General features: G+C 69.0%; 24 protein-coding genes. 15 read left to right on the forward strand and 9 right to left on the reverse strand.

The annotated features are described in order from the left end of the window. The first annotated feature begins 62 nt into the window (after positions 1 to 62). Positions 63 to 290 (forward strand): helix-turn-helix domain-containing protein, encoded by a 228-nt coding sequence (locus RHCRD62_RS08460; protein WP_050064234.1) that lies wholly within the window; start codon positions 63 to 65, stop codon positions 288 to 290. Positions 291 to 333: 43 nt separating this feature from the next. Here the strand turns inward: RHCRD62_RS08460 and RHCRD62_RS08465 are convergent, their stop codons facing one another. Together RHCRD62_RS08465 and acnA are read right to left on the reverse strand one after the other, a co-directional pair. Next, positions 334 to 909 (reverse strand): TetR/AcrR family transcriptional regulator, encoded by a 576-nt coding sequence (locus RHCRD62_RS08465; RefSeq protein WP_050064235.1) that lies wholly within the window; start codon positions 907 to 909, stop codon positions 334 to 336. A 113-nt stretch (positions 910 to 1,022) separates the two neighbouring features. Next, the gene (acnA, locus tag RHCRD62_RS08470) at positions 1,023 to 3,827 is read right to left on the reverse strand and encodes an aconitate hydratase AcnA (RefSeq protein WP_050064236.1); all 2,805 of its coding nucleotides are present in this window, start codon (positions 3,825 to 3,827) and stop codon (positions 1,023 to 1,025) included. 366 nt (positions 3,828 to 4,193) lie between these two features. On the opposite strand from acnA, the gene RHCRD62_RS08475 reads away from it, so the two are divergent. The 9 genes from RHCRD62_RS08475 to RHCRD62_RS08515 all read left to right on the forward strand — a co-directional run bounded on the left by RHCRD62_RS08475 (position 4,194) and on the right by RHCRD62_RS08515 (position 12,862). Continuing rightward, positions 4,194 to 4,712, forward strand: coding sequence for an Rv1476 family membrane protein (locus RHCRD62_RS08475; protein ID WP_050064237.1), 519 nt, complete (start codon positions 4,194 to 4,196; stop codon positions 4,710 to 4,712). Between the two features lie 305 nt (positions 4,713 to 5,017). After that, complete coding sequence (locus RHCRD62_RS08480; protein ID WP_050064238.1) at positions 5,018 to 6,586, forward strand: NlpC/P60 family protein; 1,569 nt, start codon at positions 5,018 to 5,020, stop codon at positions 6,584 to 6,586. 48 nt (positions 6,587 to 6,634) lie between these two features. Continuing rightward, positions 6,635 to 7,816: an AAA family ATPase gene (locus tag RHCRD62_RS08485; protein WP_084734146.1), complete on the forward strand. Its 1,182-nt coding sequence runs from the start codon at positions 6,635 to 6,637 to the stop codon at positions 7,814 to 7,816. After that, complete coding sequence (locus tag RHCRD62_RS08490) at positions 7,813 to 8,769, forward strand: DUF58 domain-containing protein (protein WP_050064240.1); 957 nt, start codon at positions 7,813 to 7,815, stop codon at positions 8,767 to 8,769. Before RHCRD62_RS08485 ends, RHCRD62_RS08490 begins: the two co-directional genes overlap by 4 nt. Further along, positions 8,766 to 9,746, forward strand: coding sequence for a VWA domain-containing protein (locus tag RHCRD62_RS08495; RefSeq protein ID WP_050064241.1), 981 nt, complete (start codon positions 8,766 to 8,768; stop codon positions 9,744 to 9,746). Before RHCRD62_RS08490 ends, RHCRD62_RS08495 begins: the two co-directional genes overlap by 4 nt. 62 nt (positions 9,747 to 9,808) lie before the next feature. Beyond that, positions 9,809 to 10,531: a 3-oxoacyl-ACP reductase FabG1 gene (gene fabG1, locus RHCRD62_RS08500; protein WP_050064242.1), complete on the forward strand. Its 723-nt coding sequence runs from the start codon at positions 9,809 to 9,811 to the stop codon at positions 10,529 to 10,531. A 53-nt stretch (positions 10,532 to 10,584) separates the two neighbouring features. Continuing rightward, on the forward strand, positions 10,585 to 11,418 hold the full coding sequence (inhA, locus tag RHCRD62_RS08505; RefSeq protein ID WP_050064243.1) for an NADH-dependent enoyl-ACP reductase InhA: 834 nt from the start codon (positions 10,585 to 10,587) through the stop codon (positions 11,416 to 11,418). A gap of 4 nt (positions 11,419 to 11,422) precedes the next feature. Continuing rightward, positions 11,423 to 12,475: a ferrochelatase gene (locus tag RHCRD62_RS08510; RefSeq protein ID WP_050064244.1), complete on the forward strand. Its 1,053-nt coding sequence runs from the start codon at positions 11,423 to 11,425 to the stop codon at positions 12,473 to 12,475. Positions 12,476 to 12,553: 78 nt separating this feature from the next. Continuing rightward, positions 12,554 to 12,862 (forward strand): hypothetical protein, encoded by a 309-nt coding sequence (locus RHCRD62_RS08515; protein WP_050064245.1) that lies wholly within the window; start codon positions 12,554 to 12,556, stop codon positions 12,860 to 12,862. A gap of 13 nt (positions 12,863 to 12,875) precedes the next feature. Here RHCRD62_RS08515 and RHCRD62_RS08520 read toward each other — a convergent pair whose 3' ends face one another. Then, positions 12,876 to 14,165: a type I glutamate--ammonia ligase gene (locus RHCRD62_RS08520; RefSeq protein WP_050064246.1), complete on the reverse strand. Its 1,290-nt coding sequence runs from the start codon at positions 14,163 to 14,165 to the stop codon at positions 12,876 to 12,878. A gap of 210 nt (positions 14,166 to 14,375) precedes the next feature. Here RHCRD62_RS08520 and RHCRD62_RS08525 point away from each other — a divergent pair, with 210 nt between their 5' ends. Further along, a complete protein-coding gene (locus RHCRD62_RS08525) occupies positions 14,376 to 14,834 on the forward strand; it encodes an SRPBCC family protein (RefSeq protein ID WP_050064247.1) in 459 nt (152 codons plus the stop codon). 35 nt (positions 14,835 to 14,869) lie between these two features. On the opposite strand, the gene RHCRD62_RS08530 is transcribed toward RHCRD62_RS08525, so the two are convergent. Further along, on the reverse strand, positions 14,870 to 15,682 hold the full coding sequence (locus tag RHCRD62_RS08530) for a hypothetical protein (protein WP_050064248.1): 813 nt from the start codon (positions 15,680 to 15,682) through the stop codon (positions 14,870 to 14,872). Between the two features lie 52 nt (positions 15,683 to 15,734). On the opposite strand from RHCRD62_RS08530, the gene RHCRD62_RS08535 reads away from it, so the two are divergent. The 4 genes from RHCRD62_RS08535 to RHCRD62_RS08550 all read left to right on the forward strand — a co-directional run bounded on the left by RHCRD62_RS08535 (position 15,735) and on the right by RHCRD62_RS08550 (position 19,106). Continuing rightward, positions 15,735 to 16,559: a DUF3097 domain-containing protein gene (locus tag RHCRD62_RS08535; protein ID WP_050064249.1), complete on the forward strand. Its 825-nt coding sequence runs from the start codon at positions 15,735 to 15,737 to the stop codon at positions 16,557 to 16,559. Positions 16,560 to 16,624: 65 nt separating this feature from the next. Continuing rightward, entirely contained in the window at positions 16,625 to 17,056 is a 432-nt protein-coding gene (locus RHCRD62_RS08540) for an NfeD family protein (protein WP_050064250.1), read from the forward strand. A gap of 21 nt (positions 17,057 to 17,077) precedes the next feature. Beyond that, the gene (locus RHCRD62_RS08545) at positions 17,078 to 18,259 is read left to right on the forward strand and encodes an SPFH domain-containing protein (protein ID WP_050064251.1); all 1,182 of its coding nucleotides are present in this window, start codon (positions 17,078 to 17,080) and stop codon (positions 18,257 to 18,259) included. Between the two features lie 34 nt (positions 18,260 to 18,293). Then, positions 18,294 to 19,106: an HAD family hydrolase gene (locus tag RHCRD62_RS08550; protein WP_253277249.1), complete on the forward strand. Its 813-nt coding sequence runs from the start codon at positions 18,294 to 18,296 to the stop codon at positions 19,104 to 19,106. Position 19,107: 1 nt separating this feature from the next. On the opposite strand, the gene otsB is transcribed toward RHCRD62_RS08550, so the two are convergent. The 5 genes from otsB to RHCRD62_RS08575 all read right to left on the reverse strand — a co-directional run bounded on the left by otsB (position 19,108) and on the right by RHCRD62_RS08575 (position 25,601). Beyond that, positions 19,108 to 22,821: a trehalose-phosphatase gene (gene otsB / locus RHCRD62_RS08555; protein ID WP_050064252.1), complete on the reverse strand. Its 3,714-nt coding sequence runs from the start codon at positions 22,819 to 22,821 to the stop codon at positions 19,108 to 19,110. Positions 22,822 to 22,955: 134 nt separating this feature from the next. Further along, positions 22,956 to 23,465 (reverse strand): hypothetical protein, encoded by a 510-nt coding sequence (locus RHCRD62_RS08560; RefSeq protein ID WP_050064253.1) that lies wholly within the window; start codon positions 23,463 to 23,465, stop codon positions 22,956 to 22,958. Then, the gene (locus tag RHCRD62_RS08565) at positions 23,462 to 24,028 is read right to left on the reverse strand and encodes a hypothetical protein (RefSeq protein ID WP_050064254.1); all 567 of its coding nucleotides are present in this window, start codon (positions 24,026 to 24,028) and stop codon (positions 23,462 to 23,464) included. Before RHCRD62_RS08565 ends, RHCRD62_RS08560 begins: the two co-directional genes overlap by 4 nt. A 38-nt stretch (positions 24,029 to 24,066) precedes the next feature. After that, on the reverse strand, positions 24,067 to 24,810 hold the full coding sequence (locus RHCRD62_RS08570) for a TVP38/TMEM64 family protein (RefSeq protein WP_157050842.1): 744 nt from the start codon (positions 24,808 to 24,810) through the stop codon (positions 24,067 to 24,069). Beyond that, complete coding sequence (locus RHCRD62_RS08575) at positions 24,804 to 25,601, reverse strand: PaaI family thioesterase (protein ID WP_050064255.1); 798 nt, start codon at positions 25,599 to 25,601, stop codon at positions 24,804 to 24,806. The genes RHCRD62_RS08570 and RHCRD62_RS08575 overlap by 7 nt, the downstream gene beginning before the upstream one ends. Between the last annotated feature and the right edge of the window lie 25 nt (positions 25,602 to 25,626).

Here is a 25,626-nt window from a genome sequence, read left to right on the forward strand (position 1 = left end):
TACTAGCCTGGATTTCGAATGGTGACGTGCATCACATCTGGTGTCTTTTGAGGGGACGGGTGATGGCAGATCTGAAGCAGGTGAGGAAGGGCACGCGCATCTCGGGTGGCGCCCGCGACGAGCTGCAGACCGAGGTCCGTGCCCGCTACGTCGGGGGCGCCAGCATCCGATCCCTCGCCGACGCCACCGGACGCTCCTACGGCTTCATCCGAACCCTGCTCACCGAATCCGGAGTCGAACTGCGTGGGCGCGGCGGCCCCAATCGCCGCCGCGCCGTCCGCGGTGCCTGACCACTGGACTCGAGCGCACCGAGGGTGCGCGGACGCGGTTGCCTCAGTCGGACGAGCGCTGAGCGCGCACCGACTCCTCGACCAGATCGAGCACCGCGGAGAGGTTCTCGCCGCCATGGCCGGAAGCGATCCGGGCGATCAGGCCGTCCAGGACGAGGTCGAGGTAGCCGACCAGTACGTCGGTCGGTAGGTCGTCGCGGAGCCGTCCCGCTTCCTTCTGGCGCTCCAGCCGAGCAACCGTGGCCTCGGTGAGTTCCTCACCTCGCCGGCTCCACTCCTTCGCGAACGCAGGATCCGTGCGCAGACGACGCGAGATCTCCACTCTCGTCGCCAACCAGTCGAACTGGTCCGGCTGCGCGAGCATGTCTCGCATCACCTGGACCAGACCCTGCTCGGCGGCGACGTCGGCCATCCGCGTCGCGTCCTCCTGGGCCAAAGCCAGGAAGAGGCCGTCCTTGTCCTTGAAATGGTGGAAGATCGCACCCCGCGACAACGCGGTGGCGTCCTCCAGCCTGCGCACCGTGGCGCCCTCGTAGCCGAACTCCGCGAAACAGCGGCGAGCGCCATCGAGAATCTGCCGTCGACGTGCCAGCAGGTGGTCCTCACTGACCTTCGGCACAGCCGGGTTCCTTTCGTACGAAAGCGGAACGGCGGGCCCGAGACGAGACGTCCCGAGCCCGCCGTCAGCGCACTACACGGTCACTGGGTCACACGGTGGCCCAGGTGATCGGGTCAGCCCCGGATCATGTTGCGGAGCACGTACTGCAGGATGCCGCCGTTGCGGTAGTAGTCGGCTTCACCGGGGGTGTCGATGCGGACGACCGCGTCGAAGACGATCTTGTCGCCGTCTTCCTTGGTTGCGGTGACCTTGACGGTCTTCGGGGTGACGCCTTCGTTGAGCTTCTCGATGCCCTCGAAGTCGAAGACCTCGGTGCCGGTCAGTCCGAGGGACTTCGCCGACTCGCCCGCGGGGAACTGCAGCGGGATGACGCCCATGCCGATGAGGTTCGAGCGGTGGATGCGCTCGAAGGACTCGGTGATGACGGCCTTGACGCCGAGCAGGCTGGTGCCCTTGGCCGCCCAGTCACGCGACGAGCCGGAGCCGTACTCCTTGCCGCCCAGGACGACCAGCGGGATGCCGGCTGCCTGGTAGTTCTGCGACGCGTCGTAGATGAACGACTGCGGTGCGCCTTCGAGGGTGAAGTCGCGGGTGTAGCCGCCGGAGACGCCGTCGAGGAGCTGGTTCTGCAGGCGGATGTTCGCGAACGTGCCGCGGATCATCACCTCGTGGTTGCCACGACGCGAGCCGAGGGAGTTGTAGTCCTTGCGCTCGACGCCGTGCGAGTCGAGGTACTGCGCGGCGGGGGTGCCGGGCTTGATCGGGCCTGCCGGGCTGATGTGGTCGGTGGTGACGGAGTCGCCGAGCAGCGCAAGGACGCGGGCGCCGGAGATGTCGGTGACCGGAGCCGGGTCCATGGTCATGCCGTCGAAGTACGGAGCCTTGCGGACGTAGGTGGAGTTCTCGTCCCACGCGAAGGTGTCGCCCTCGGGGGTGCTGAGGCCCTGCCAGCGCTCGTCACCGGCGAAGACGGTGGCGTACGAGTTGCGGAACATGTCCTGGCTGATCGCCGACTTGATGGTGTCGTCGATCTCCTGCGCGGACGGCCAGATGTCCTTGAGGAACACGTCGTTGCCGTCGGAGTCCTGACCCAGGGCGTCGGTCTCGAAGTCGAAGTCCATGGTGCCCGCGAGGCCGTAGGCGATGACCAGCGGCGGGGACGCCAGGTAGTTCATCTTGACGTCGGGGGAGATACGGCCTTCGAAGTTGCGGTTACCGGAGAGCACCGCGGTGACGGAGAGGTCGTTGTCGTTGATGGCCTTCGAGATCGGCTCGGGCAGCGGGCCGGTGTTGCCGATGCACGTGGTGCAGCCGAAGCCGCCCAGGTAGTAGCCGAGCTTCTCGAGGTACGGCCACAGGCCGGCCTTCTCGTAGTAGTCGTTGACGACCTGCGAGCCCGGAGCCATGTTGGTCTTGACCCACGGCTTGGTGGACAGGCCCTTCTCGACCGCGTTGCGGGCGAGGAGAGCGGCGCCCAGCATGACGGACGGGTTGGACGTGTTGGTGCAGGACGTGATGCCCGCGACGACCACGGCGCCGTGGTCGAGGATGAAGTCGCCCTGCTCGTCGGTGGTGACCTTGACCGGCTTGGTCGGGCGGCCCTCGGCGCCGTTCGCAGCCGAGGCCACGGCTCCTGCAGCGTCATCCGCGAAGGAGAGCGCGGCGGGATCGGACGCGGGGAACGACTCCTCGACGGCCTCGTCCAGCTGGCTGTGATCGGCCGGGTTGTGGTCCTCCACGTAGGTGTGGATGTCCCTGCGGAACGCGTTCTTCGAGTCCGACAGCAGGATGCGGTCCTGCGGACGCTTCGGGCCTGCGATCGACGGCACGACGGTGCCGAGGTCCAGCTCCAGGTACTCGGAGTAGGCGGGCTCGTGCGCGGCGTCGTGCCACATGCCCTGTTCCTTGGCGTACGCCTCGACGAGAGCGAGCTGCTCGTCGCTACGGCCGGTCAGGCGCAGGTAGTTGATGGTCTCGCCGTCGATCGGGAAGATCGCTGCGGTGGAACCGAACTCGGGGCTCATGTTGCCGAGGGTGGCGCGGTTCGCGAGGGGAACCTCGGCGACGCCCGCACCGTAGAACTCGACGAACTTGCCGACGACGCCGTGCTTGCGCAGCATGTCGGTGACGGTGAGCACGACGTCGGTCGCGGTGACGCCCGGCTTGATCTCACCGGTGAGCTTGAAGCCGACGACGCGCGGGATGAGCATGGAGACGGGCTGGCCGAGCATCGCAGCCTCGGCCTCGATGCCGCCGACACCCCAGCCGAGAACGCCCAGGCCGTTGACCATCGTGGTGTGCGAGTCGGTGCCGACGCAGGTGTCGGGGTAGGCCTGACCGTTACGGGTCATGACGGTCGGCGCCAGGTACTCGATGTTGACCTGGTGGACGATGCCCATGCCCGGGGGGACGACCTTGAAGTCGTCGAACGCACCCTGGCCCCAGCGCAGGAACTGGTAGCGCTCGCCGTTGCGCTCGTACTCGAGGTCGACGTTGCGTTCCAGGGCGTCTGCGCGGCCGAAGACATCGAGGATGACCGAGTGGTCGATGACCATGTCGGCGGGGGAGAGCGGGTTGACCTTGTTCGGGTCGCCGCCGAGGGTGGCGACGGCCTCACGCATGGTGGCGAGGTCGACCACGCAGGGCACGCCGGTGAAGTCCTGCATGATGACGCGGGCAGGGGTGAACTGGATCTCGACGCTCGGCTGGGCCGACGGATCCCAGTTGGCGATCGCGCGGATGTGGTCGGCGGTGATGTTGGCGCCGTCCTCGGTGCGCAGCAGGTTTTCTGCCAGCACCTTCAGGGCGTAGGGCAACTTCTCGGTGCCGGGGACCGCGTTGAGGCGGAAGATCTCGTAGGAGTTCTCACCGACCTCGAGGGTTCCCTTGGCGCCGAACGAATCAATACTGGTGCTCACGGCAGCTCCACTCGTCTTGAGGTTCGCCGTCGACGGGGCTGTGCCGACGGCAAGCGAGGCTCGTCGCGGCGACCAGGGAGCCGTTCGACTCGAGTCGCACCCGACCGGACGGTCGCGCCGAAATACCTCGCAACAACTCTAACAGTACGCTTGTCCTGTTGAGACTCGCGGGCGGGGTGCTCCGCGCGTCACACCTCGTGATCCTTGTCTCCGGGGCGGCTGTCCGCAATGTGAGTGCGCCTTCCCGGAGGGGCGTCTCGGCGAAACGGCATTGTCACTCTGTCCGTTTCCTGCGCAACAGTCCCGTAATGTGCGTGGCGGTCCCGCGGCACCCGCCGCACCCGCTACCGACGCTCCGGAAGAAAGATGCCTGTTTCCCACACCATCGCGTTCCTCCCGGCTCCCGCCGACATTCCGAACAGCGTCGATATCGACACCATCCTCGCCGACCTCCAGGACGACGGGGTGTCCGCGCCCGCCGACGACGTGGCCGGTCTCCAGGACGTGGTCGCCCGTGCGGACCGCGAGGGGATCACGCTTCGGGTGGTGGTGCTCGACGAGAACCCGGGACGCGACTCGCAGCTGCGCGACATCGCGACCGACGTCGGCGAACAGCAGGGGGGAACCATCCTGGTTCTCAGTCCGAACTGGGTGGGGACGTCCAGCGACGCGCTGCCCCGCGTTGCGGTCGAGGATGCGCAGGATCACGCCTACACCGGTAACGCGGTGGCTTCCGCGAACCAGTTCCTCGATGCGGTCGTCGAGCCGGATGCGCCGTACGGACTGATCACGGTGGGGCTCCTGCTCGTCGTCGGCGCGGGCGCCGCCGTGACGTGGCGACTGCGCTCGCGCCGGGCCGCGGCCGCGACCCGCGTGGAGGACTGACCGCCACCCGAGCGTCGGCGGTTCGAATTCTCAAGCCGGAAAATATCTTTCGCTACCCGCGAGTTACTCCCAGTACAGGCGGGGTGTGTGCGGTGTAATTACTCCTGTGTCAGTTGTGACTGGAGTTTCGCTAGTTCGCGAAGTGTCGTACGGTGCCAATGGCACTCTTGGGGAAGAAGTGTCGCTGTGGGCAGGACCGCCACGTAAGTGGCGCCTGCTCACCGGAGTCCACGGGTGAGCATGCCTGGGACGTCCTCCGGCGTGCACGCCTTCCCCGGGTGGTTGCGCGACCGAGGGAGACGATCGTGAGACGAAGGGCACCGGGCGGGACCCGCAGATTCACGCGGAAACGGGTCCGCCGCGCGCAGACCCTGGTCGGGTTCGGCCTCGCAGTTGCGGTCCTCGTTGCCACGCCGGGACTCGTCGGTGCCGTTCCGCCGCCGCCCCCGAACCCGAGCGACGGACAACTGCAGCAGGCCGACGACGACGTCGCCGCCCGGATCGGCCAGGTCGGATCCCTCATCAACGAGGTGGCCAGTGCGGACCAGCGGCTCCGCGCACTCGACGACGCCGTCGCGATCAAACGCGAAGCGGTGAACAAGGCCCTCGTCGACCTCCAGTCGGCCCGTGATGCCGCGGTCTCCGCCGCCGACGCCGTAGCGGGAACGCTCCAGGCACTGCGAGATGCGGGCGCTCAGATCGAGGCGGCGCAGGTCCGGTTCGACGAGTTCGCCGCCAGCACGTACCGGCAGGGCACCGGCGTCTCGTCGATGGCGTCGTTCATCGGTTCGCAGGGGCCGGACGACATCCTCGACCGTGCGCAGGTGATGCGCGTACTCGCATCGAACAAGAACGCCGTCCTCGACTCGCTGCAACGCGCTCGGACGGCGGAGGCCAACCGGAACTCCGCGGCCCGCGAGGCCAAGCAGCAGGCTGACGAGGCGGCGTCGGCGGCCGAGGCCCGCAAGGCCGAAGCGGAAGGCGCCATCGCCGAGGCACGGGCCGCGCTGGCCGATCAGCAGTCGAAGAAGGCGGCGGTCGAAGCGGAGAAGGCCGCCGCCGAGTCGCAACTCGCGTCGGCCCGGGACAACGTCTCGGGGCTGCAGAGCCAGCGGCAGGCCTTCGTCAACTGGGACACCCAGCGGGCCGCCGAGCAGGCCGCCGCCGAGGCCGCCGCGGCAGCAGCTCGAGAGGCCGCCGCCGAGGCTGCCGCCCGAGTCGCCGCGGATCAGGCCGCGCGGGACCGCGCTCGGGCTCTCGCCGAAGGGCAGCGAAGCCACACGCAGGTCGAGGACCAGGACGACACCGACTCCGGCGCCGCGGACAGCGACGACACGGACTCCGGCACCGCGGACAGCGACGACACGTCGCAGGACAGCGAGGAGGCCGAGACCGCGCCCACCACCAAACCCAAGCCGAAACCGACGAAGCCGCGACCGTCGATCACCGGCAGCGCCGCAGTCGAGTCCGTCATCGACCGCGCGATGTCGCAACTGGGCATTCCGTACGCGTGGGGCGGGGGCAACGAGAACGGTCCGACGCTCGGCATCCGCGACGGCGGCGTCGCCGACAGCTACGGCGACTTCAACAAGGTCGGATTCGACTGCTCGGGACTGATGATCTACGCGTTCGCCGGCATCGGGATCTCGCTGCCGCACTACACCGGATACCAGTACACCGCGGGCGAACAGGTTCCGAGTTCTCAGATGAAACGCGGCGACATGGTCTTCTACGGGCCCAATGCCAGCCAGCACGTCGGGCTGTACCTTGGCAACGGGGAGATGATCGAAGCTCCGCAGTCGGGATCGGTGGTCAAGGTCTCGCCTCTGCGCTGGGACGGCATGACCCCGTACGTGGTCCGGTTGGTGTCCTGATCCGCTCGGTCGAGTGGGGTCGGGGGGAGTGAAAGTGGTGGATTCTTGGTGACCTCACAGGGCGCGGGCCGTGATCTCGCGGTTGCCGCAGCAGCCGACGGCGGGACAGGGTCCGGCGGCGCGGCGACGCCCGACACGGCGAAGCCCGAAACCGCGAAGCCCGGGACGGTCTCGACGACCGCGTCGGACGTCCAGTCCGAGGCGCAGCTTCTCGAGAAGGTGATCTACGAGGTCAAGCGTGTCATCGTGGGTCAGGACCGGTTGGTGGAGCGGATTCTCGTCGGGCTCCTGGCCAAGGGGCACGTGTTGCTCGAAGGTGTGCCCGGCGTTGCCAAGACGCTTGCCGTCGAGACCTTCGCGACCGTGGTCGGTGGCAGCTTCTCCCGTGTGCAGTTCACCCCCGACCTGGTGCCCACCGACCTCGTCGGCACCCGTATCTACCGGCAGGGACGCGAGGCGTTCGACATCGAGCTCGGTCCCGTTGTCGCGAACTTCCTCCTCGCCGACGAGATCAACCGCGCGCCCGCGAAGGTGCAGTCGGCACTGCTCGAGGTGATGGCCGAGCGGCACGTCACCATCGGCGGCAAGACCTTCCCGATGCCCGAGCCGTTCCTGGTCATGGCGACGCAGAACCCCATCGAGAACGAGGGCGTCTACCCGCTGCCGGAGGCGCAGCGAGACCGATTCCTGTTCAAGATCCTCGTCGACTACCCGTCGGTCGAGGAGGAACGCGAGATCGTCTACCGGATGGGTGTGGCGGCGCCCGAACCGCGCCAGGTGCTCGGTCCCGACGACCTGATCCGGCTGCAGAAGACGGCAGCAGGCGTGTTCGTTCATCACGCCCTGGTCGACTACGTGGTCCGAGTGATCGCTTCGACCCGTACGCCCGAGTCGTTCGGGCTGACGGACGTCGCAGGCTGGATCTCGTACGGTGCATCGCCCCGCGCGACGCTCGGCATCATCTCGTCGTCGCGGGCGCTCGCGATGCTGCGCGGCCGTGACTACGTGGTCCCGCAGGACGTGCTCGACGTCATCCCGGACGTCCTGCGTCACCGTCTGGTGCTGTCGTACGACGCGCTCGCCGACGAGGTGAGCCCCGACGATGTCATCGCGCGTGTGCTGCAGACGGTCGGTCTCCCGCAGGTGGCGGCGCAGCCTGTCGCGCCGGTGCCCGCGCCCGCCCCGAACCCCGCTGCTGCCGCGGCACCGGTAGGGGGCGCGCCGCGGTGACGCCGTCCGGTTCACCGCTGCCGTCCCTGCGGTCCGGACAGCTACGCGACCCGGAACTGTCGGCGGCGTTGCGGACCCTGGAGTTGACGGTTCGTCGGCGTCTCGACGGCGTCCTGCACGGCGAGCACCTGGGGTTGATCCCGGGCCCCGGTACCGAACCGGGTGACGCACGCATGTATCAGCCGGGCGACGACGTCCGGCAGATGGACTGGTCGGTCACCGCCCGCACGACGCACCCGCACGTGCGGCAGTCCGTCGCGGACCGCGAGTTGGAGACGTGGCTGGTCGTCGACCTGTCCGCCAGCCTCGACTTCGGCACCACGGGTGCGGAGAAGCGGGACCTCGCGGTCGCGGCGGCGGCCGCGGTCACCCACCTCACCAGTGGGGGCGGCAACCGGATCGGCGCGATCGTCACGACCGGCCACCGGACCGTGCGCATCCCGGCGCGTGGCGGCCGGATCCACTCCAGGGCGATGCTCCGTCAGATCGCGACCACGCCGCACGCGCCCGACGGGGTGCGCGGCGACCTCAAGGGTGCGATCGAGTCGCTACGGCGGCCGCAGCGACGTCGCGGACTCGCCGTGGTGATCAGTGACTTCCTCGGCCCGCTCGACTGGGAACGGTCCCTCCGGGCCGTGTCCGGCCGCCACGACCTGCTCGGCGTCGAGGTGCTCGATCCGCGCGACCTCGAACTGCCGGACCTCGGTGACGTGGTCCTGCACGACCCCGAGACGGGCCGAACCCGCGAGTTCACAACGACTCCGCGGCTGCGGGCCGATTTCGCCACGGCCGCGCAGGCGCACCGGGTGGACGTCGAGCAGGCGTTGCGTCGGTGCGGTGCACCGGTACTCGGCCTGCGCACCGACCGTGACTGGATCGCGGACGTCGTGCGCTTCGTCGCGGCCCGCAGACACAGCTATGGTTCCCGGGTGAATCGAGCGGCCCGCCAGTGAGTCTGACCCAGTTCGCGTCACCCGGGTGGTTGGCGTTCCTCCTCGTCGTCGCCGCACTCGCCGCCGCCTATGTGCTCGCGCAGCGCCGGCGGCAGCGCAACATGCTCCGGTTCTCGAATCTGGAGTTGCTGGAGAAGGTGGCGCCCACGCGACCGGGTCGGCTTCGGCACCTGCCGACAGCCTTGGTTCTCGTGGGGTTGATGCTGCTGACGGTGGCGCTCGCCGGTCCGACGTCGGACAAGAAGGTTCCGCGCAACCGGGCGACGGTGATGCTGGTGATCGACGTGTCACTGTCGATGAAGTCCACCGACGTCGCGCCGACCCGGCTCGCGGCCGCGCAGGAAGCCGCGAAGCAGTTCGCGGACGGGCTCACCCCCGGCATCAACCTCGGCCTGGTCGCCTTCGCGGGCACCGCGTCCGTCCTCGTCTCGCCGACCGTCAACCGCGAGGAGACGAAGGCCGCGATCGATCACCTCACCCTCGCCGAGCGGACCGCGACCGGTGAGGCGATCTTCACCTCACTGCAGTCGATCGAGACGCTCGGCGCCGTCCTCGGTGGCGGCGATCAGGTTCCGCCCGCGCGGATCGTGTTGCTGTCCGACGGCAAGCAGACGGTTCCGGACAGCCCGGACGACGCCCGCGGCGGCTACACGGCAGCGAGTGAGGCGAAGGAGCGGGGCGTCCCCATCTCGACGATCTCGTTCGGCACCTCGTACGGCACCGTCGACATCGGCGACGATCGGATCGCCGTGCCAGTAGACGATCCGTCGCTGCGTGAGATCGCGAATCTGTCCGGTGGCTCCTTCTTCACCGCGTCGAGCCTCGAGGAACTCAACAAGGTGTACGACACGCTCGAGGAGCAGATCGGGTTCGAGATCACCCGCGGTGACGCGAGCCGGGCGTGGCTGGTTCTCGGTGTCCTCTTCACCGCTGCCGGAATGGCCGCTGCACTGGTTCTGCGCCAACGCCTGCCGTGACCCAGTGGCGCCTGACAGAATGTGCCTCCGGCTGACCCTTACCCAACAGATAGGTTGATCGAATGTCGAACGAGTCCACCCCGTCCCGCTCCGTGCTCGTGACCGGTGGCAACCGAGGCATCGGCCTCGCGGTTGCCCAGCGTCTCGCGGCGGACGGTCACAAGGTGGCGGTCACCCACCGCGGATCCGGCGCCCCTGACGGGCTCTTCGGGGTCAAGTGCGACGTCACCGATGCGGACTCCGTCGACCGTGCGTTCAGCGAGGTGGAGGCGCATCAGGGTCCCGTCGAGGTGCTGGTGGCGAACGCGGGCATCACCGACGACACGCTCCTGATGCGGATGACCGAGGACCAGTTCACGAAGGTCATCGACGCGAACCTCACCGGCGCGTTCCGGTGCGCCAAGCGTGCCAACCGGGCGATGCTGCGGGGCCGCTGGGGTCGGATGATCTTCCTCGGCTCGGTCGTCGGCATGGCAGGACAGGCCGGCCAGATCAACTATGCGTCGTCGAAGGCAGGCGTGATCGGCCTTGCGCGGTCGGTCACCCGCGAGCTCGGTTCGCGCTCGATCACCGCGAACGTCGTCGCACCCGGTTTCATCGAGACGGACATGACCGCCGACCTGTCCGACGACATGAAGGAGATGGCGCAGAAGTTCATCCCGCTGCAGCGTCTCGGCAAGCCCGAGGACGTGGCCGCCGTCGTCAGCTTCCTCGCGTCGGAGGATTCCGCATACGTGTCCGGTGCCGTCATCCCGGTCGACGGCGGCATGGGCATGGGTCACTGACCGCCTCGAACCTTCTCCCACACCACGACTTACATCTCCAGAGGAGCACAACCATGGGCGGACTGCTCGAAGGCAAGACAATTCTCGTGACGGGCATCATCACCGATGCCTCCATCGCGTTCCACACCGCGAAGGTCGCCCAGCAGCAGGGTGCCAAGGTGATCATCACCGGCATCCCGGAGCGGCTGCGACTGATCGACCGGATCGCTCAGCGTCTCCCGGAGCCGGTGCCGGCGGCGATCCCCCTGGACGTGACCGACGAGGAGAGCCTCGGTGCGCTCGCCGACAAGGTCCGTGAGTTGGCCCCCGAGGGTCTCGACGGCGTCGTCCACTCGATCGCCTTCGCGCCCAAGACTCTGATGGGTCCCGATGCCGTGCCGTTCCTCGACGGTCCCGGACCGGACGTTGCCAAGGCGTTCGAGATCTCCGCGTGGAGCTACGCCTCGCTCGCGCGCGCCGTGCTTCCCGTCATGAACGAGCGCGGCTCGATCGTCGGGATGGACTTCGATCCGCGCACCGCGATGCCGGACTACAACTGGATGGGCGTCGCCAAGGCCGCGCTCGAGTCCGTGAACCGGTACGTGGCACGGGAAGTGGGCTACGCCAAGAAGATCCGGTCGAACCTGGTTGCGGCGGGCCCGATCAAGACGCTCGCGGCGAAGGCGATCTCGGGCACTGCGACGGACGACGCCAAGAAGCTGAACATGCTGAACGACTACTGGGACGGCGCATCGCCCATCGGCTGGAACGTCGACGATCCGGGCGTCGTGGGTACCAGCGTGTGCGCGGTGCTGTCGGACTTCCTGCCCGCCACCACCGGCTCGATCATCTACGTCGACGGCGGAGCCAGCCACAACACGTGGTTCCCCGAGAACTTCATGGGCTGACACGGTGTACGACGCCCTCCTGCTGCTGTCCTTCGGCGGACCCGAAAAGCCCGCCGACGTGCGACCGTTCCTCGAGAACGTCACCCGCGGCAGGGGGGTGCCACCGGAACGCCTGGACGAGGTGGTCGAGCACTACCTGCACTTCGGTGGGGTCTCGCCGATCAATCGCCTCAATCGCGACATCATCGCCGCGATCGAGGGTGAATTCTCTTCTGCGGGAATCGAACTGCCAGTGTACTTCGGCAATCGCAACTGGCATCCGATGGTCGGGGACACCGTCGCTCGCATGCGCGACGACGGTGTCCGTTCGGCCCTGGTGTTCCCGACGTCCGCGTGGGGTGGCTACTCGGGGTGCAGGCAGTACCACGAGGACGTCACCCGGGCGCGGGCTGCGGTCGACGGGGCGCCGGACCTGACGAAACTGCGTCAGTACTACGACCATCCGTTGATGGTCGCTGCGTTCGCGGACGCGATCACCGCGGCCCGCAGCGAGTTGCCGGAGTCGCAGCGTGACGGTGCGCGCCTGGTGTTCACCGCGCACTCGGTGCCGGTCGCGGCGGACGCGACGGGAGGTCCGCGCGCCGAGGGAGGCGGACTTTACAGCCGTCAGGTCGCCGAGGCCGCGCGGTTGTGCGCGGCGGCGGTCGGCGCCGCGGACCACGACCTGGTGTGGCAGTCGCGGTCCGGGCCGCCGCAGGTTCCGTGGCTCGAACCCGACATCTGCGACCACCTCGATGCGGTCGCCGCGGCCGGGGCTAGCGCGGTGATCGTGTGCCCGATCGGATTCGTCTCGGACCACCTCGAGGTGATCTGGGATCTCGACACCGAGGCCCGGGACCGGGCAGCTGAGTTGGGGCTCGGGTTCGCGCGCGCGGGAACACCCGGCACCGATCCGCGATTCGCGGCGATGGTGGCCGAGCTGGTCGCCGAACGCGTCGACGGGGTCCCCGCGCGCAGGCTCGGCACCGAACCGTTGTACGGCGTCGGAACGAACGGCAACCTGTGTGCGCCCGACTGCTGTGTGCCACCGGCACGGCCGACGCGCAGGCCGAGCTGACGACACGCCCTGGTTTCGGGCGCCGCGGCGGGGCAGGATGGAACCTGTCGTAGTCGCTCCCACCGAGAGGAGTCGCCGATGACTCTCCTCAGCACCGAACCGGTCCGCTCGCTCGGACCGCGCTTCGCCTCACGCCTCCGCCGCGCGGCTGTCGTCGCCGTGTGCGCCTGCGCAGCCTGCGTGCTCGCGCCACTCGGTGCCGCCGCAGCGCCCGGTGACACCTACATGAGCAACCCGCCCCAGGACAAGCAGCTCATCGGCTACTGCCAGGACCAGGCGAGGCTCGCGAACAATCTCGTCGACAGAGGCGATCCCGACCGTGCCGCCGACGTCGTCGGCGCCGCGAACCTTCGCGGCTGCCGGATCTTCACCTTCGGCGAGATGTAGCGCCACAGGCGCGTCAGTTGGTCCAGGCGTATCTCAGGCGTGCCGTCGCCTCCGCGGCGGCGATGCCTCGGTAGCGGTCGAGTTCATAGGAGCGCACTGCCTGCAGTGCCTCGCGGACGGTCGGGGTGAACAGGTCGGCAGCCAGTCGTGAGTTCGCGAACCGGTCGAGCATGTCGTCGGCGGCGGTCGGCATCACGGTGACGCGCTCGTCGGCGGGCAGTTCGCCCGGGTTGACGATCACCTCGGGTGGCAGCGCCGCGCCGGCGGTCAGACCCGCGTGGGCCGCGCCGAGCGCGACGGTGGTCGCGAGGTAGGGGTTGGCTGACGGATCGATGGGTTTGACCTCGATGTTCGCTCCGATCGGATTGCCCATGGTGTCTTCGCACAGTCGCACCGCCGCCTCCCGGTTTTCGAGGCCCCAGCAGCAGTGGACGCCGGCCCAGTTGTCGGGGCGCATCCGTAGGTGCGACACCGCCGACCCGGTCAGGACGAGCGGGAAGTCGGGGAGGACGGCGACCAGTCCGGCGATCGCGTGTGCGCCGGCATCGGTCAGTCCGTGCGGTCCGCGACCGCCCGACAGCAGTGGTGCCCCGTCGCGCCACAACGACAGGTGCTGGTGGGCGCCGTTGCCTGCACCCTCGAGGGTCGGCTGAGGCGAGAACGAGGCGAGCATCCCGTGTGCGCGAGCGGTCGCGCAGATCACCGTGCGGGCCAGTACCGCTCCGTCTGCGGCCGCGACGGGATCGGTGGGCGCCAGGGACACCTCGAACTGGTCGGGGCCGTACTCGGCGTGCACCTGGTCGACGGCGATGCCCGCCCGCGCTGCGGCATTCAGGACGTCGTTCACGAAATCGTCCTGGCGCAGAACCGATTCGAGACCGTACGCTGCCCATCGTCCGGTGTCGGGTACTCCGAACAACGTGAACTCGAGCTCGTGGCCCACCAGCGCCCCGACACCTGCCTCTGCCAACCGGGTGACGGTGGTGCGCAGCGCCTCGCGGGGGCATCCGGGGAACGGCGTGCCGTCCTGGTAGGTGAGATCCGCAGGAGCCCAGAGGTTTCCGCTTCCGAGCTCGCGTACCTCGTCGCGGGTGATGCGCAGCCGCAGGTCCCCGACGACGGACAAGTCGGGTGTGAACGCGAGGTGGTCGTCCACGCAGAATACCAACCACGACACGGAGACCCCGGCACCTGCTGCGACGAATACGTCCATGCGGTCCGCGGGCATCGCCTTGGCGCGGGACACTCCGGCCATGTCGACGAACGATCCGACGACCAGCCGCGGCGTGGTGGCTTCGGTCATGGCAACTCGATCCGGCTGACGGATGTGGTGGTGCGCGATTCCAGTGTCGCACCGACGCGGGCAGACCCGGTCCATTACCGTCGAGTCGATGGACACCGTTTCGCTGGTACTCGGCTCGCCGCGTGGCCGCCGCTTCTGTGCCGGCGTCGGAGGTCAGGGTGGGGCACCCGGACCGACCAGGTCCCGAACGATGCAGGAAGAGGAGTTCACATGGTTGTGAGGCTCGAAGTGTCGCGCGACATCGCTGCCTCCCCAGCCGCGGTGTACGCGGCGATCTCGGACGTCACCCGAATGGGGGAATGGTCCCAGGAGTGCCATGCCTGCCACTGGCACGACGGCATCGACGGACCGTCCGTCGGCGCGACGTTCGACGGACACAACCGCAACGGCGATCATGAGTGGACCACCCAGGGGACCGTCGTCGAAGCCGAGCCGGGCAGCAGCTTCGCGTTCGGCTGCTCGATGTACGGCGTGCACTACGCGACCTGGGGGTATCGCATCGAGCCAGTCGAGGGTGGCTGCCGGGTCACGGAGTGGACGGACGACCTGCGGACCGAGCACGCCCGGGCGTACGGTGCGCGGGTGTCCGGCGTCGACGATCGCGCCACCCGGAACCGGCAGACCATGAGCGGCACCCTCGAGCGGATCGCGGCTGCCGTCGAAGGCTGATCGCCCGCTTCTGCGACCGCGGCCGGGTCGACGGATCAGGCGCGCGGCTGCCCGCTGCGGACACACGCCGCGACCGCGGCGGTACGGGCGCCGCGCACCGCTGCCCAGAGGGGACGCAGAGTGTCGTCCCGGAGGGCCGCCCCGGTCGCGGTCTGCGCGCGTCCCGACGACTCGCCTGCCACGGTGAGGATCGCCGCGACCTGGTCGGCGGTGTCGAGGATCCGCAGTACCCGGGCCGGCGTGCCGTCCGGGGTCGTGTGGTGGGCGATGTCGGCGAGGGCTCCGGCGATCCGGCTGCGCGGATCGCCCGCCGCGGCGGAGAACCCGCCACGCAGGGACGACAGCGCGGCGGCTGCGTCCCGGACGGCCTCCCGCAACGCGAACTCCGCCTCCCCGAGCCCGGTGTGCTCGGTGTGAAGCGGAAGCGCAGGGACCCCGAACACCTTCCAGCGCAACACGTCCGGACCCTCGACGGTCGGCACGATCCCGATGCCGGGGTTCCCGGGAGCGCCGACGAGCACGCCCTGCCCGGCGTCCAGTGCGGCGGTCGCGAACGCCGACCCGACGGGAAGCCCGCGCACGTCACCGGCGGCGGGCAACACGAGGCTCGGCGCCGCCTCGTTGTCGGATGTCGTCACCGCTCGCACCGCCTGCAGCAGTGTCACCGGCCCCGCGTCGGTCGGATCGGGCCACGGCAGATCCCAGCGCAGCGCGACCGCGGCGTCGGCAGCGACAATCAGATGCATCGGGGCCCACGCCCGGACGGCGTCGATCACGTCGTCCGGCGACGTGGCGCCGGCGAGCCACGACGCCGACCACAGGGTGAAGGTGATGCTGGGGCAGGACACGGTATCCAAGCTTAGGACCCGCGAGCGGCGGTGAACACTAGCCTGGTTCCTCGTGAGTGGACGCGACATGTACAGCGGGAACATCTTCGACGGGCACACGAGGCGCCGGGCCCGCGAGTATCCGAAGGTGCCCGCCGATCGAGGTCTCGTCGTCGAGGACGCCGCGACCGGGTGGTGTGGCGCCGTGGTCGGAATGGAGAAGACCTACGACGGTGACTACGTGCGACTCGAGGACGCGCGGAAGCAGACCCGCCTGTTCGCGATGCGCGAGGCCGCCTTCCTGGTCGACGGCAAGCCCGTCACATTGGTCCGGCCGACCGTGACGAAGCCCGCCGCCCAGACCCGGTCCGCGTCCGGTTCGACCAGGGTCGAGGGTGTCAAGGCCCGCGTCGCGCTCCCCAGCCGGATCTGGGTCGAAGGGGTGCACGACGCGGCCATCGTCGAGCGGGTCTGGGGACACGACCTGCGGATCGAGGGCGTCGTGGTCGAGCAGTTGGAGGGACTCGACAACCTCGCGGAGCGGCTCGTCGAGTTCGGTCCGGGACCGGGCCGGAAGGTGGGCGTGCTCGCCGACCATCTCGTCGAGGGGTCGAAGGAGACCGCACTGACGCAGGGGCTGGGGCCGTACGTGATGGTGACCGGGCACCCCTACATCGACGTGTGGGAGGCGGTGCGGCCGAAGTCCGTCGGGATCGCGGCGTGGCCGACGATCCCGCGCGGGCAGGACTGGAAGACGGGGATCTGCCGTGAACTCGGTTGGGGCACACCGCAGGACGGGTGGCGTCGGGTGTACGGCGCGGTGTCGAGCTTCCGTGACCTGGAGGCTCCGCTGATCGGCGCGGTCGAACGGCTCGTGGATTTCGTGACCGTCGACTGACGCCTGCAGCCCCCGTGGGAGTCGGGCACGCCCGTTCGCCGCTCGCCGTGGCTAGAGTGGGTGATGTGGCAGCGGTGATCTGGTTGGTGGGCGGCGTACTGCTCGCGGCGGCGGAGGCGGCCACGGGGGACTTCTTCCTGCTCATGCTCGCGGGAGGCGCCCTGTCGGCAGCCGGTTTCAGCGCGCTGACCGATCTGCCGGTCTGGGTCGACGCGCTGGTCTTCGCGCTGGTGTCCGCGGCGCTGATCGTCGGCGTGCGGCCCGCGCTGCTCCGTCGCTACGCCCAGCCGCCCGTGCTGCCGACGAACACCGCCGCGCTGCCCGGCAAACATGCGCTCGTGCTCGAAGAGGTTTCCGAGCATCAGGGTCAGGTCAAGCTCGCAGGTGAGGTCTGGACCGCCCGTCCGCTCGACCACACCGAGGTCTATCCGCAGGGAACCACCGTCACCGTGATGGAGATCGACGGCGCGACCGCCGTCGTGTGGCGGGGTCCGTAGAACCCAAGGGGGAGTGAACACATGGCCGCACTGATCGTGCTGGCGGTGATTGTCGTGCTCGTGGTGATCGTCGTGGCGAAGTCCGTCGCGTTGGTCCCGCAGGCCGAGGCCGCCGTGATCGAACGACTCGGTCGCTACCAGCGCACCGTGTCGGGACAGCTGACACTGCTGGTGCCGTTCGTCGACAAGATTCGCGCCAAGGTGGACCTGCGCGAGCGGGTCGTCTCGTTCCCGCCGCAGCCGGTGATCACGCAGGACAACCTGACGCTGAACATCGACACCGTCGTCTACTTCCAGGTGACGAACCCGCAGGCCGCGGTGTACGAGATCAACAACTACATCGTCGGCGTCGAGCAGCTGACCACCACCACGCTGCGCAACGTGGTCGGCGGCATGACGCTGGAGGAGACGCTGACCTCCCGCGACTCGATCAACGGGCAACTGCGCGGCGTCCTCGACGAGGCGACCGGGCGATGGGGTCTGCGTGTCGCCCGCGTCGAGCTCAAGAGCATCGATCCGCCGCCGTCGATCCAGGAGTCGATGGAGAAGCAGATGAAGGCGGATCGGGAGAAGCGCGCGATGATCCTCACCGCCGAGGGCACCCGCGAGTCCGCGATCAAGACCGCCGAGGGCGCCAAGCAGAGCCAGATCCTCGCGGCCGAGGGTGCCAAGCAGGCCGCCATCCTCGACGCCGAAGGTGAGCGGCAGTCGCGAATCCTGCGCGCGCAGGGTGAGCGGGCCGCGAAGTACCTGCAGGCGCAGGGTCAGGCCAAGGCCATCGAGAAGGTGTTCGCCGCCATCAAGGCCGGAAAGCCGACGCCGGAACTGCTTGCGTACCAGTACCTTCAGACGCTGCCGCAGATGGCGCAGGGGGACGCGAACAAGGTGTGGCTGGTGCCCAGCGACTTCGGTGACGCGCTCAAGGGATTCGCGAAGACGCTCGGGGCGCCGGGTGACGACGGCGTGTTCCGCTACGAACCGAGCAGCGAGGAGGCTGCTTCGGGGCCTGTCGACGACTCCGACGAGGTGGCCGACTGGTTCGAGGTCAAGTCCGACCCGGCGGTCGCGAAGGCTGTTGCCGCGGCGGAAGCGGTCGCGAACAAGCCGGTGGCGTCGTCGGTGCTGTCCGAGCACGAGCTGCCGACGACACCGGGGCAGCACGCGTTGCCGTCGCAGGAGCAGCCTGAGGCCGAGCAACTCTAGGGTTGCTCGTAAGCCGGTAGTTGGAGGTCCTGCCGTGACACCACCGGTCGAGGACGAGCCGGGGCGCGGCCCCGGCGTGATCCTGCGCGGTCGGTGGTTCTCGGCGGTGATCTTCGATCTGGACGGGGTGATCACCGATACCGCGGCGGTGCACCGGCGGGCCTGGGCCACGGTCTTCGACGAGTTCCTGGCCCGACACCATCCGGAGCAGCCGGAGTTCGGCGAACAGGACTACCTGACCTACGTGGACGGGAAGAATCGCGCGGACGGGGTCCGGTCCTTCCTCGACTCCCGGTCGATCACCCTGCCGGAAACGACTGCGGAAGACGAACCGGCCGCCGGGAGCGTGGCCGCGCTCGCGGAGCGGAAGGATCGGTTGTTCCACGAGGTGCTCGACGCGGAGGGGCCCCACCCGATCGCGCCCACCGTTGATCTCATCCGGCGACTCCGGTCCGCCGGGGTGCCGGTCGCAGTGGTCAGTGCGAGCCGCAACGCCGCGACCGTGCTCAGCCGGGCCGGAGTCGCTGTCGACGTGCGCGTCGACGGCATCGACGCCGACCGCCTCGGTCTGCCGGGGAAACCGGATCCAGCGCTGTTCCTCGAGGCCGCCCGACGGCTGCGGCTCGATCCGGCCGATGCGATTGTGGTCGAGGACGCCGAATCCGGTGTCGCAGCCGCGACGAGTGGTGGGTTCGGCCAGGTCGTGGGGATCGCGACCGCGGGGCGCGCCTCGGCTCTCGAGCGAAGCGGCGCAGACGTGGTGGTACCGGACGTCGCCGCGCTGACCTGGTCCACCCCGTCCGCGGTCGAGCGGAACCGTGGTCCGGATCGGACAAACGGCGGGTGAGTCAGTCCAGGGTGACCGTCTCGCCGGGCCGCAACTCTCTCAGCTGACCGTGACACATGATCGTGATCGGTCGTTGATGGCCGGCCCCGGACTGCACGGTGACCTTGCGTCCGCTCACGGTGAGCCACAGCTGGTGCCCCCGATACTTGATCGGAAATTCCAGGTCGCCGAGATCCTCCGGCCAGTGTGGTGCGAAAAACAGCATGTCGCCACGGGTTTCGAGTCCGGTGAAGCACCGCTGCAGCAGATCGACACTGCCCGCCATCGCCGCGAGGTGGATGCCCTCGGCCGTCGTGCCGCCCTGGATGTCGGTGATGTCGGATGCGAGGACGCTCTCGAAGTAGTCCAGCGCCTGGTCGCGGTTGAGGCGGGCCAAGACCCAGGAAAGGACCACCGCACTCAGGGTCGAACCGTGTGAGGTCCGGTCGACGTAGTACTCGACGGTGCGCGCGATGTCGTCGGGTTCGAGCCGATATCCGAGCCGCCCGAACAGATCTCGCAGTTCGTCGGCCGAGAGGAGGTAGAACAGCATCAACACGTCCGCCTGTTTGGACGCGCGGTAGCGGTTGACGTCATCGCCCTCTGCCTCGAGGATGCGGTCGAGTCGTCGCATGTCTCCGTAACGCTGCCGGTAGCCGTCCCAGTCGAGTTCGATCAGATCGCCGTAGCCCTCGAACTGGCTGATCACCCCTTCGTGGAACGGTACGAACATGTGACGGGAGATTTCCTCCCACCGGGCCAGTTCCGGCGCGTTCAGGTGCAGGCTGTCGAGAAGTTCGGTGCGGCGAGGGTCGGCGACGGCGTCGAGTGAATCGAGGGCCCGCAGAATCACCCATACCGCCATGACATTGGTGTATGCGTTGTTGTCGACCCCGTCGTACGGCGCCTCCGGATAGCCGGAGTGGAACTCGTCCGGTCCCATCACGGCGCGGATGACGAACCGGGACCGCGACGGGTCGAACGACGCGAGGCTGGTGAAGAACCGGGCGATCTGGAGCAACATCTCGGCGCCGTAGTTGGCGAGGAACTCGAGGTCGTCGGTCATCTGGTAGTACTGCCACACGTTGTACGCGACCGCGATTCCGATGTGGTGCTGTCGCCAACTCGCGTCCGGAAGCCACCGCCCCGAGCTCGGATTCAGGTGCAGTTGCTGGCTCTCCTCCCGGCCGTCGCTGCCCGACTGCCACGGGAACATGGCGCCCCGGTGTCCGGCGGCGTGCGCCGCGCGACGGGCCTCGGGCAGGCGGCGGTACCGGTAGCGCAGGAGTGACCGGGTCAGCTCCGGCGCGCGCAGCGTCAACACCGGGAACACGAACAGCTCGTCCCAGAAGATGTGGCCCCGATATGCCTCCCCGTGCAAGCCGCGGGCCGGGATACCCACGTCCAGGTCGGCGGTGTTCCGCGAGACTGTCTGCACCAGGTGCACGAGGTGGAACCGGAGGAGTCGCGACACCTCCGGCCGGCCCGCGATGTCGATGCCGATCCTGTCCCACAGGTGCTCCCAGGCCAGGGCGTGACCTGCCAGGAGATCCTCGAATCCCTCCAGCCCTGACAGCAGGCGTTGTGCCTCGTCATCGGGATCGGACACTGCGTGGTCGCGCCCGGTGAACAGGATTGCCGTCTTGTCCAGCGTGACGGATCGACCGGCCTCGAGTTCGAGCGAGATGTCGTGGCCGGCGGCACCGTCGATGTCGAACCATCGGCGCCGGGACGCGCACGGTCCACCGTCACGGAGCACCACGGTCCGCGCCGCGACCGCGATCGGTACGCGGGACTGGTTGGTCTCCACTGTCAGCAGGACCGAGTCCGGCGGCAGCTCGGTGGCCTGTACGCAGCGCAGGTGATCGGAGGCCAGGTCGCGGTATCGGTCGACGAGGGTGTTGCGCACCGAACCGTCCACCGCCGATCGGAATTCGATGGTTCCCGACCAGTCCTCGGCCACGACGGTCGTCTGCAGCGCGCAGACGTGGGGGTGGTGCATCGCGACGAGCCGCCGCTGGAGGACCGCCGTCGTCCGTCCCTCGGCATCGCGGAATCGGAGGCGGCGGGTGAGAACCGCCCGGCGCAGGTTGAGATTCTGGTGGTGCTCGAGCAGGTCGACCTCGTCGACGTCGAACCAGGGCCCGCCGTCGATGCGGAACGTGAACGGCAGCCAGTTCGGGACGTTGACCATGCTCTCGTTCGAGATGAGGACGCCCTGCCGTTCGTCGCTCAGGCGGTTGAAGAGTCCGGCCACGTAGGTGCCCGGATAGTGCGCGGGCCCCGCTGCCGCCTCGGGTGCGCAACCGCGGGTTGCGAAGTAGCCGTTGCCCACCGTGCACAGTGCTTCGCGCAACTTCTCGGCTTCCGGATCGTAGCCGTCGAAATGCAGGATCCAGCCCCCGTCCCGGGACGTGGTCGGCGAGTCCCGTTCCACGTTGCAGGCGAGCCGGTGCAGCAGTTCGCGCACCTGGCCCGGGCCGTCGACGGCGAACAGCGCGGCCGACCGCCGATTCGCGGCCTCCGCGCTGCGCACCACGATGCCGACGCCCTTGGCTGGCAGTGAATCGAACGCGTCCTCGTCGGTGAGATCGTCACCGACATGGATCGGGAGGAGCGCGTCGACCTCGGCCGGTGGGCAGAGTGGGTCGGTGGTGCCGTCGCTCGAAGCGTTGATGCGGTCGAGGATCCACTGCAGGGCCCGGCCCTTGTCCCAGTCGACATCGGGACGCAGTTCGATCACCTTGCGGCCGAGTGTGATCCGGAGTGTTTCTTCGCGGGCACCGACTTCGTGCACGGTGCTCGTGACCTCGTCGACACGATCGGCGGGCACGTTCCGGTAGTGGACGGCGACGGTGAACCGCTTGGGCTCCACCAGCACCCCCGGGACGTGACGGAGGCTGTCCTCGAGCACCCGCGTGACCCGCTCCAGCGCGGGCATGGCGGCCAGCGCGACCGGATTCTCGTACCTCTCGTCGGTGGGGCCGAGGAGGTCGAGGCCGTGGCTTCCCCCGTACCAGATGCCGGGAACACCCACCCGGGCCCGGATATCGGTCAGATCGCGACCGCTGATCACCGCGACGGGACAGTGGGCCGCCAGCCGACTCAGAGCGGCGGCGGCACCGTCGACGAGGACGGCCGCCGCCGGGTTGCCCACGATGTCGGCCAGGGTGCCGTCGAAGTCGAGGAGGACCACGGGCCGGCGGACGCACAGCGGTGCCGCCAGCTCGTGGCGGTCCGTCAGGGCGGACGGAATGTCGGACAGGTGGCGGTCACCGGTGCGGAGTTCGACGTCGGAGACGTCCGCGACCACCACGTGGGCGCCCCGGCGCAGTAGTTCGTCCACTCGGCGCTGGTCGCGGTCGACGCCGATCACCAGTGCGAAGCCGCTGCGGCGCGCCTGCGCGATGACATCCGGGGCGGAGGCGACGAGGACCGCGTCCGCGGTGGAAGCGCCGAGGCGGGCCACGGTGTCCGCCGGTGCCGCCTCGACCACCCGGACCGGAATCCGGCGCGCGACCTCCGCGGCCGCGGGACCGGCTGCGGCACCGTCGCTCGCAATCACGGCGCACGGGACACCGGAGCGCTGGAACCGGTCGATCACGGCAACGGTTGATTCCACGCAGCGCGCCCCGTCGACGGAATCGATCGCGAGGTCGAGGTCGATGGCGACGGCGTGATGCCGTCGCAGATCTATCACAGGTCGAACCGAGCCCCCGGTGTGCGCATCTGGCATGCGTATCGCCTGCTCTACGAACGGATCACGGCCTGTGGTCAGGGTACGTCGGTCTGGGCTTCGTTGGGAAGGACATCGCTCGGAGATGCACTGTTGGTGAATGCGCCCTTGGGGGTGATGGGTGGGCGCATGAATCAGGTGATGAGGGCCTGCGCGACTCCGGTGACGGCGACCGCGTACAGCACCGAGGTGAAGGTGCCGATGATGAACTGTTCCGACGCGTGCGGTTCGCGTAGTTCGGGATAGCGGGCCAGTCCCTTGACCGCGAGGACGATCGCCAGGCCCTCTGGCCAGCCGGAGAGGATCGCGACGGCGACCGCGACGCGTTCGAGGACGCCGATGGTGCGCCCGCCGCGCAGCGGCCCCTCGTCGGGTCGGGCGCCGGATTCGGAGCGGCGGCGCGCTATCCGGAAGGCCGCGAGCACCAGGGGAGCGCCGCCGGTCGCGGCGGCCGCCACCGCGATGACGAGGGTCGCGCCGAGGGCGAAGCCGGTGACGGGGCGCGTTGCCGTCGCGGCGAGCGCGCTGCCTCCGAGTGCGAGCGTGGTCACGACGGGTGCGATCCAGGTGGGGATCCGCTTGGCGGACAGGACGAGCGGTGCGATCGCTGTGACGGCGAGCAGGATCAGTGCCAGTGCTGTCATCGGTCGGCTGCCTCCAGCAGTTGCGCGGCGAGCGGGCGTCCCGCTTCCTCGGCCTGCCAGCCTGCCACCGACAGTCGTTGCGACATGGCCTGTTTGCTGATTCCCAGGTGGGCGGCCGCGTCGGACTGTGTCATGCCGGTCCGCATCGCGTCGACGGCCGCTCGTCCGGCATCGGAGCGGCGGGTGATGGTCGCGGACAGGAGCATGAGGGCCGCTTCGGCGCCGGGGGATCCGTCGACGGCGATGGCTCCCGGAATGTTCTTGGCACGTTCGACGGCGCGGCGGGCCGCTTCGAAGGCGGGTCCGCGGCCGGCGCGGGTGCTGTCGGGGAGTGGGAGCTCCACCGCCCCGACACCGATTCCGACACTCCAGTGGCCGGCGGCAGCGGCGTCGAGTGCGATGTCGACCACGAGTTCCGCATCGTCGGTGACCGCCTGGGCCTCGTCGCCGGCAGTGCGTTCGAATGGGCGGAGCAGGGGCCGGTCGGCGTTGTGCGCCAGCAGATCCGGGATGCGGTCGACGTCGCGGCGGCTACGACGCTGGTCGATCGTCAGCACGAACATTGGTCAAGGCTAAAACCTGGACACTGTCCAGTCAAGGTTTAGGACTTGATATCACTATGTCCAGTGTGAAGGCCTGACGCGGCACGCGCCTCGTCGAGGGTCAGCTCCGGTGCCGCGGGGACCCCGAGCCGAGCGTCCACGACGAGCCCGACCACGCCGAGCAGCAGGCACGCCGCCGACACCGCGAGGAGCGCGGGAGACGTGTCGCCGCCGATCGCGTCGCCGAGCACCACCACGCCGATCGTCCCGGGGACGATGCCGACCATCGTCGCCAGGATGAAGGGCCAGAACCGGATCGACGACAGCGCGGCGCAGTAGTTCGTGATCGAGAACGGCACTGGCGCGATCAGCCGCAACGATCCGACGGCCAGCCAGCCGCGGCGGGCCAGCCTGTCGTCGATCTTCTGCACCGCAGGGTGTGTCAGATGCGCCGCGACGACGTCCCGGCCCACGGCTCTGACCAGGAGCAGCGCGATCGCGGCACTGACCGTCGTCGCGCCCGCGGCCAGGGCGATGCCTGCCACCGATCCGAACAGAAGTCCCGCTGCGAGGGTGAAGACCGTCCGAGGTACCGGAGCCACCGTCACGATCGCGTGCACGACGAAGAACGTCACCGGGAACGCCGGTCCGAGCGAGTCCGACCACTCCCGCAGCTGGTCGACCGTCGGCAGCGGGACGAACAGTGCCGCCGCGCCGAGCGCGAGCAGCAGCACCGCGAGCAGCAGCACCTTGGGGTTACGCAGCAGTCGGACGGCGGAGTTCACCACGCCGGAGTTCAGCACGCCGGGGAGGCGTCGGGGTCGCGCCGCAACGTCACGGCGGCCGTCGAGCATTCGCGGCCCGCAGCGTCGAGCGCGACGACCCGTACCATGCACACCCGGCGCCCGTCACGGACCACCGTCGCATCGAAGACGGTCGTCGCGTCGACGGGGACCGGCCGGAAGAAGTTCACCTTCATCGACGCGGCGCGCATGGAACCGCCCGCCGCCGCGGTGGCGGCAACGTCGTGCGCACACGTCAGGACGCCGCCGTGCATCATGCCGATGGCGTTGACCAGATCCGGGTTGGGGGGAACGGTCAGGCGCGCGCCGCTGTCGGTGCTCTCGACGGTCCCACCCAGTGCGTCGGCCGGGTCCGACGCTCCGACGGAGAGGGGCGCGGGTGTGATCTCCGTCGCAATGGGGCGGGACTGTGTGACACCGTCCACGAACGAGCCCCACAGCGTTCCCCTCGCGACGAGGGCGCCAGCGGAGTCGACGATCCGGGCGGATGCCAGGCCGCCGTCACGGTCGAGCACCTCGACCGCGCCCTCTGCCGTCAGAAAGGGGCCCTGCCACCCGGTCGGCCGTACGAAATCGACGGACAGTGTGGCGCTGACCAGGCCGTCTCGCTCGCCGCGGCGGTGAAAGAGGGTGAACCCGAGGATGTCGTCGACGAGGACGCCGAGAGCTGCGGTGGCCGCGGGCCCGTCGCCGAGGGTCATCGTCATTCGATTGACGTCGCCGTCGCGGACCGCCCGGCTCACTCCGAACAGCGATTGGGGAGTGCGGCCCAGCTCGGTGGCGATGCTCATGCCGTGAGGTTACCGAACGTTAGAT

The organism is Rhodococcus sp. RD6.2 (genome assembly GCF_001040705.1).
In the GTDB taxonomy this organism is placed as follows: Bacteria; Actinomycetota; Actinomycetes; order Mycobacteriales; family Mycobacteriaceae; genus Rhodococcus_G.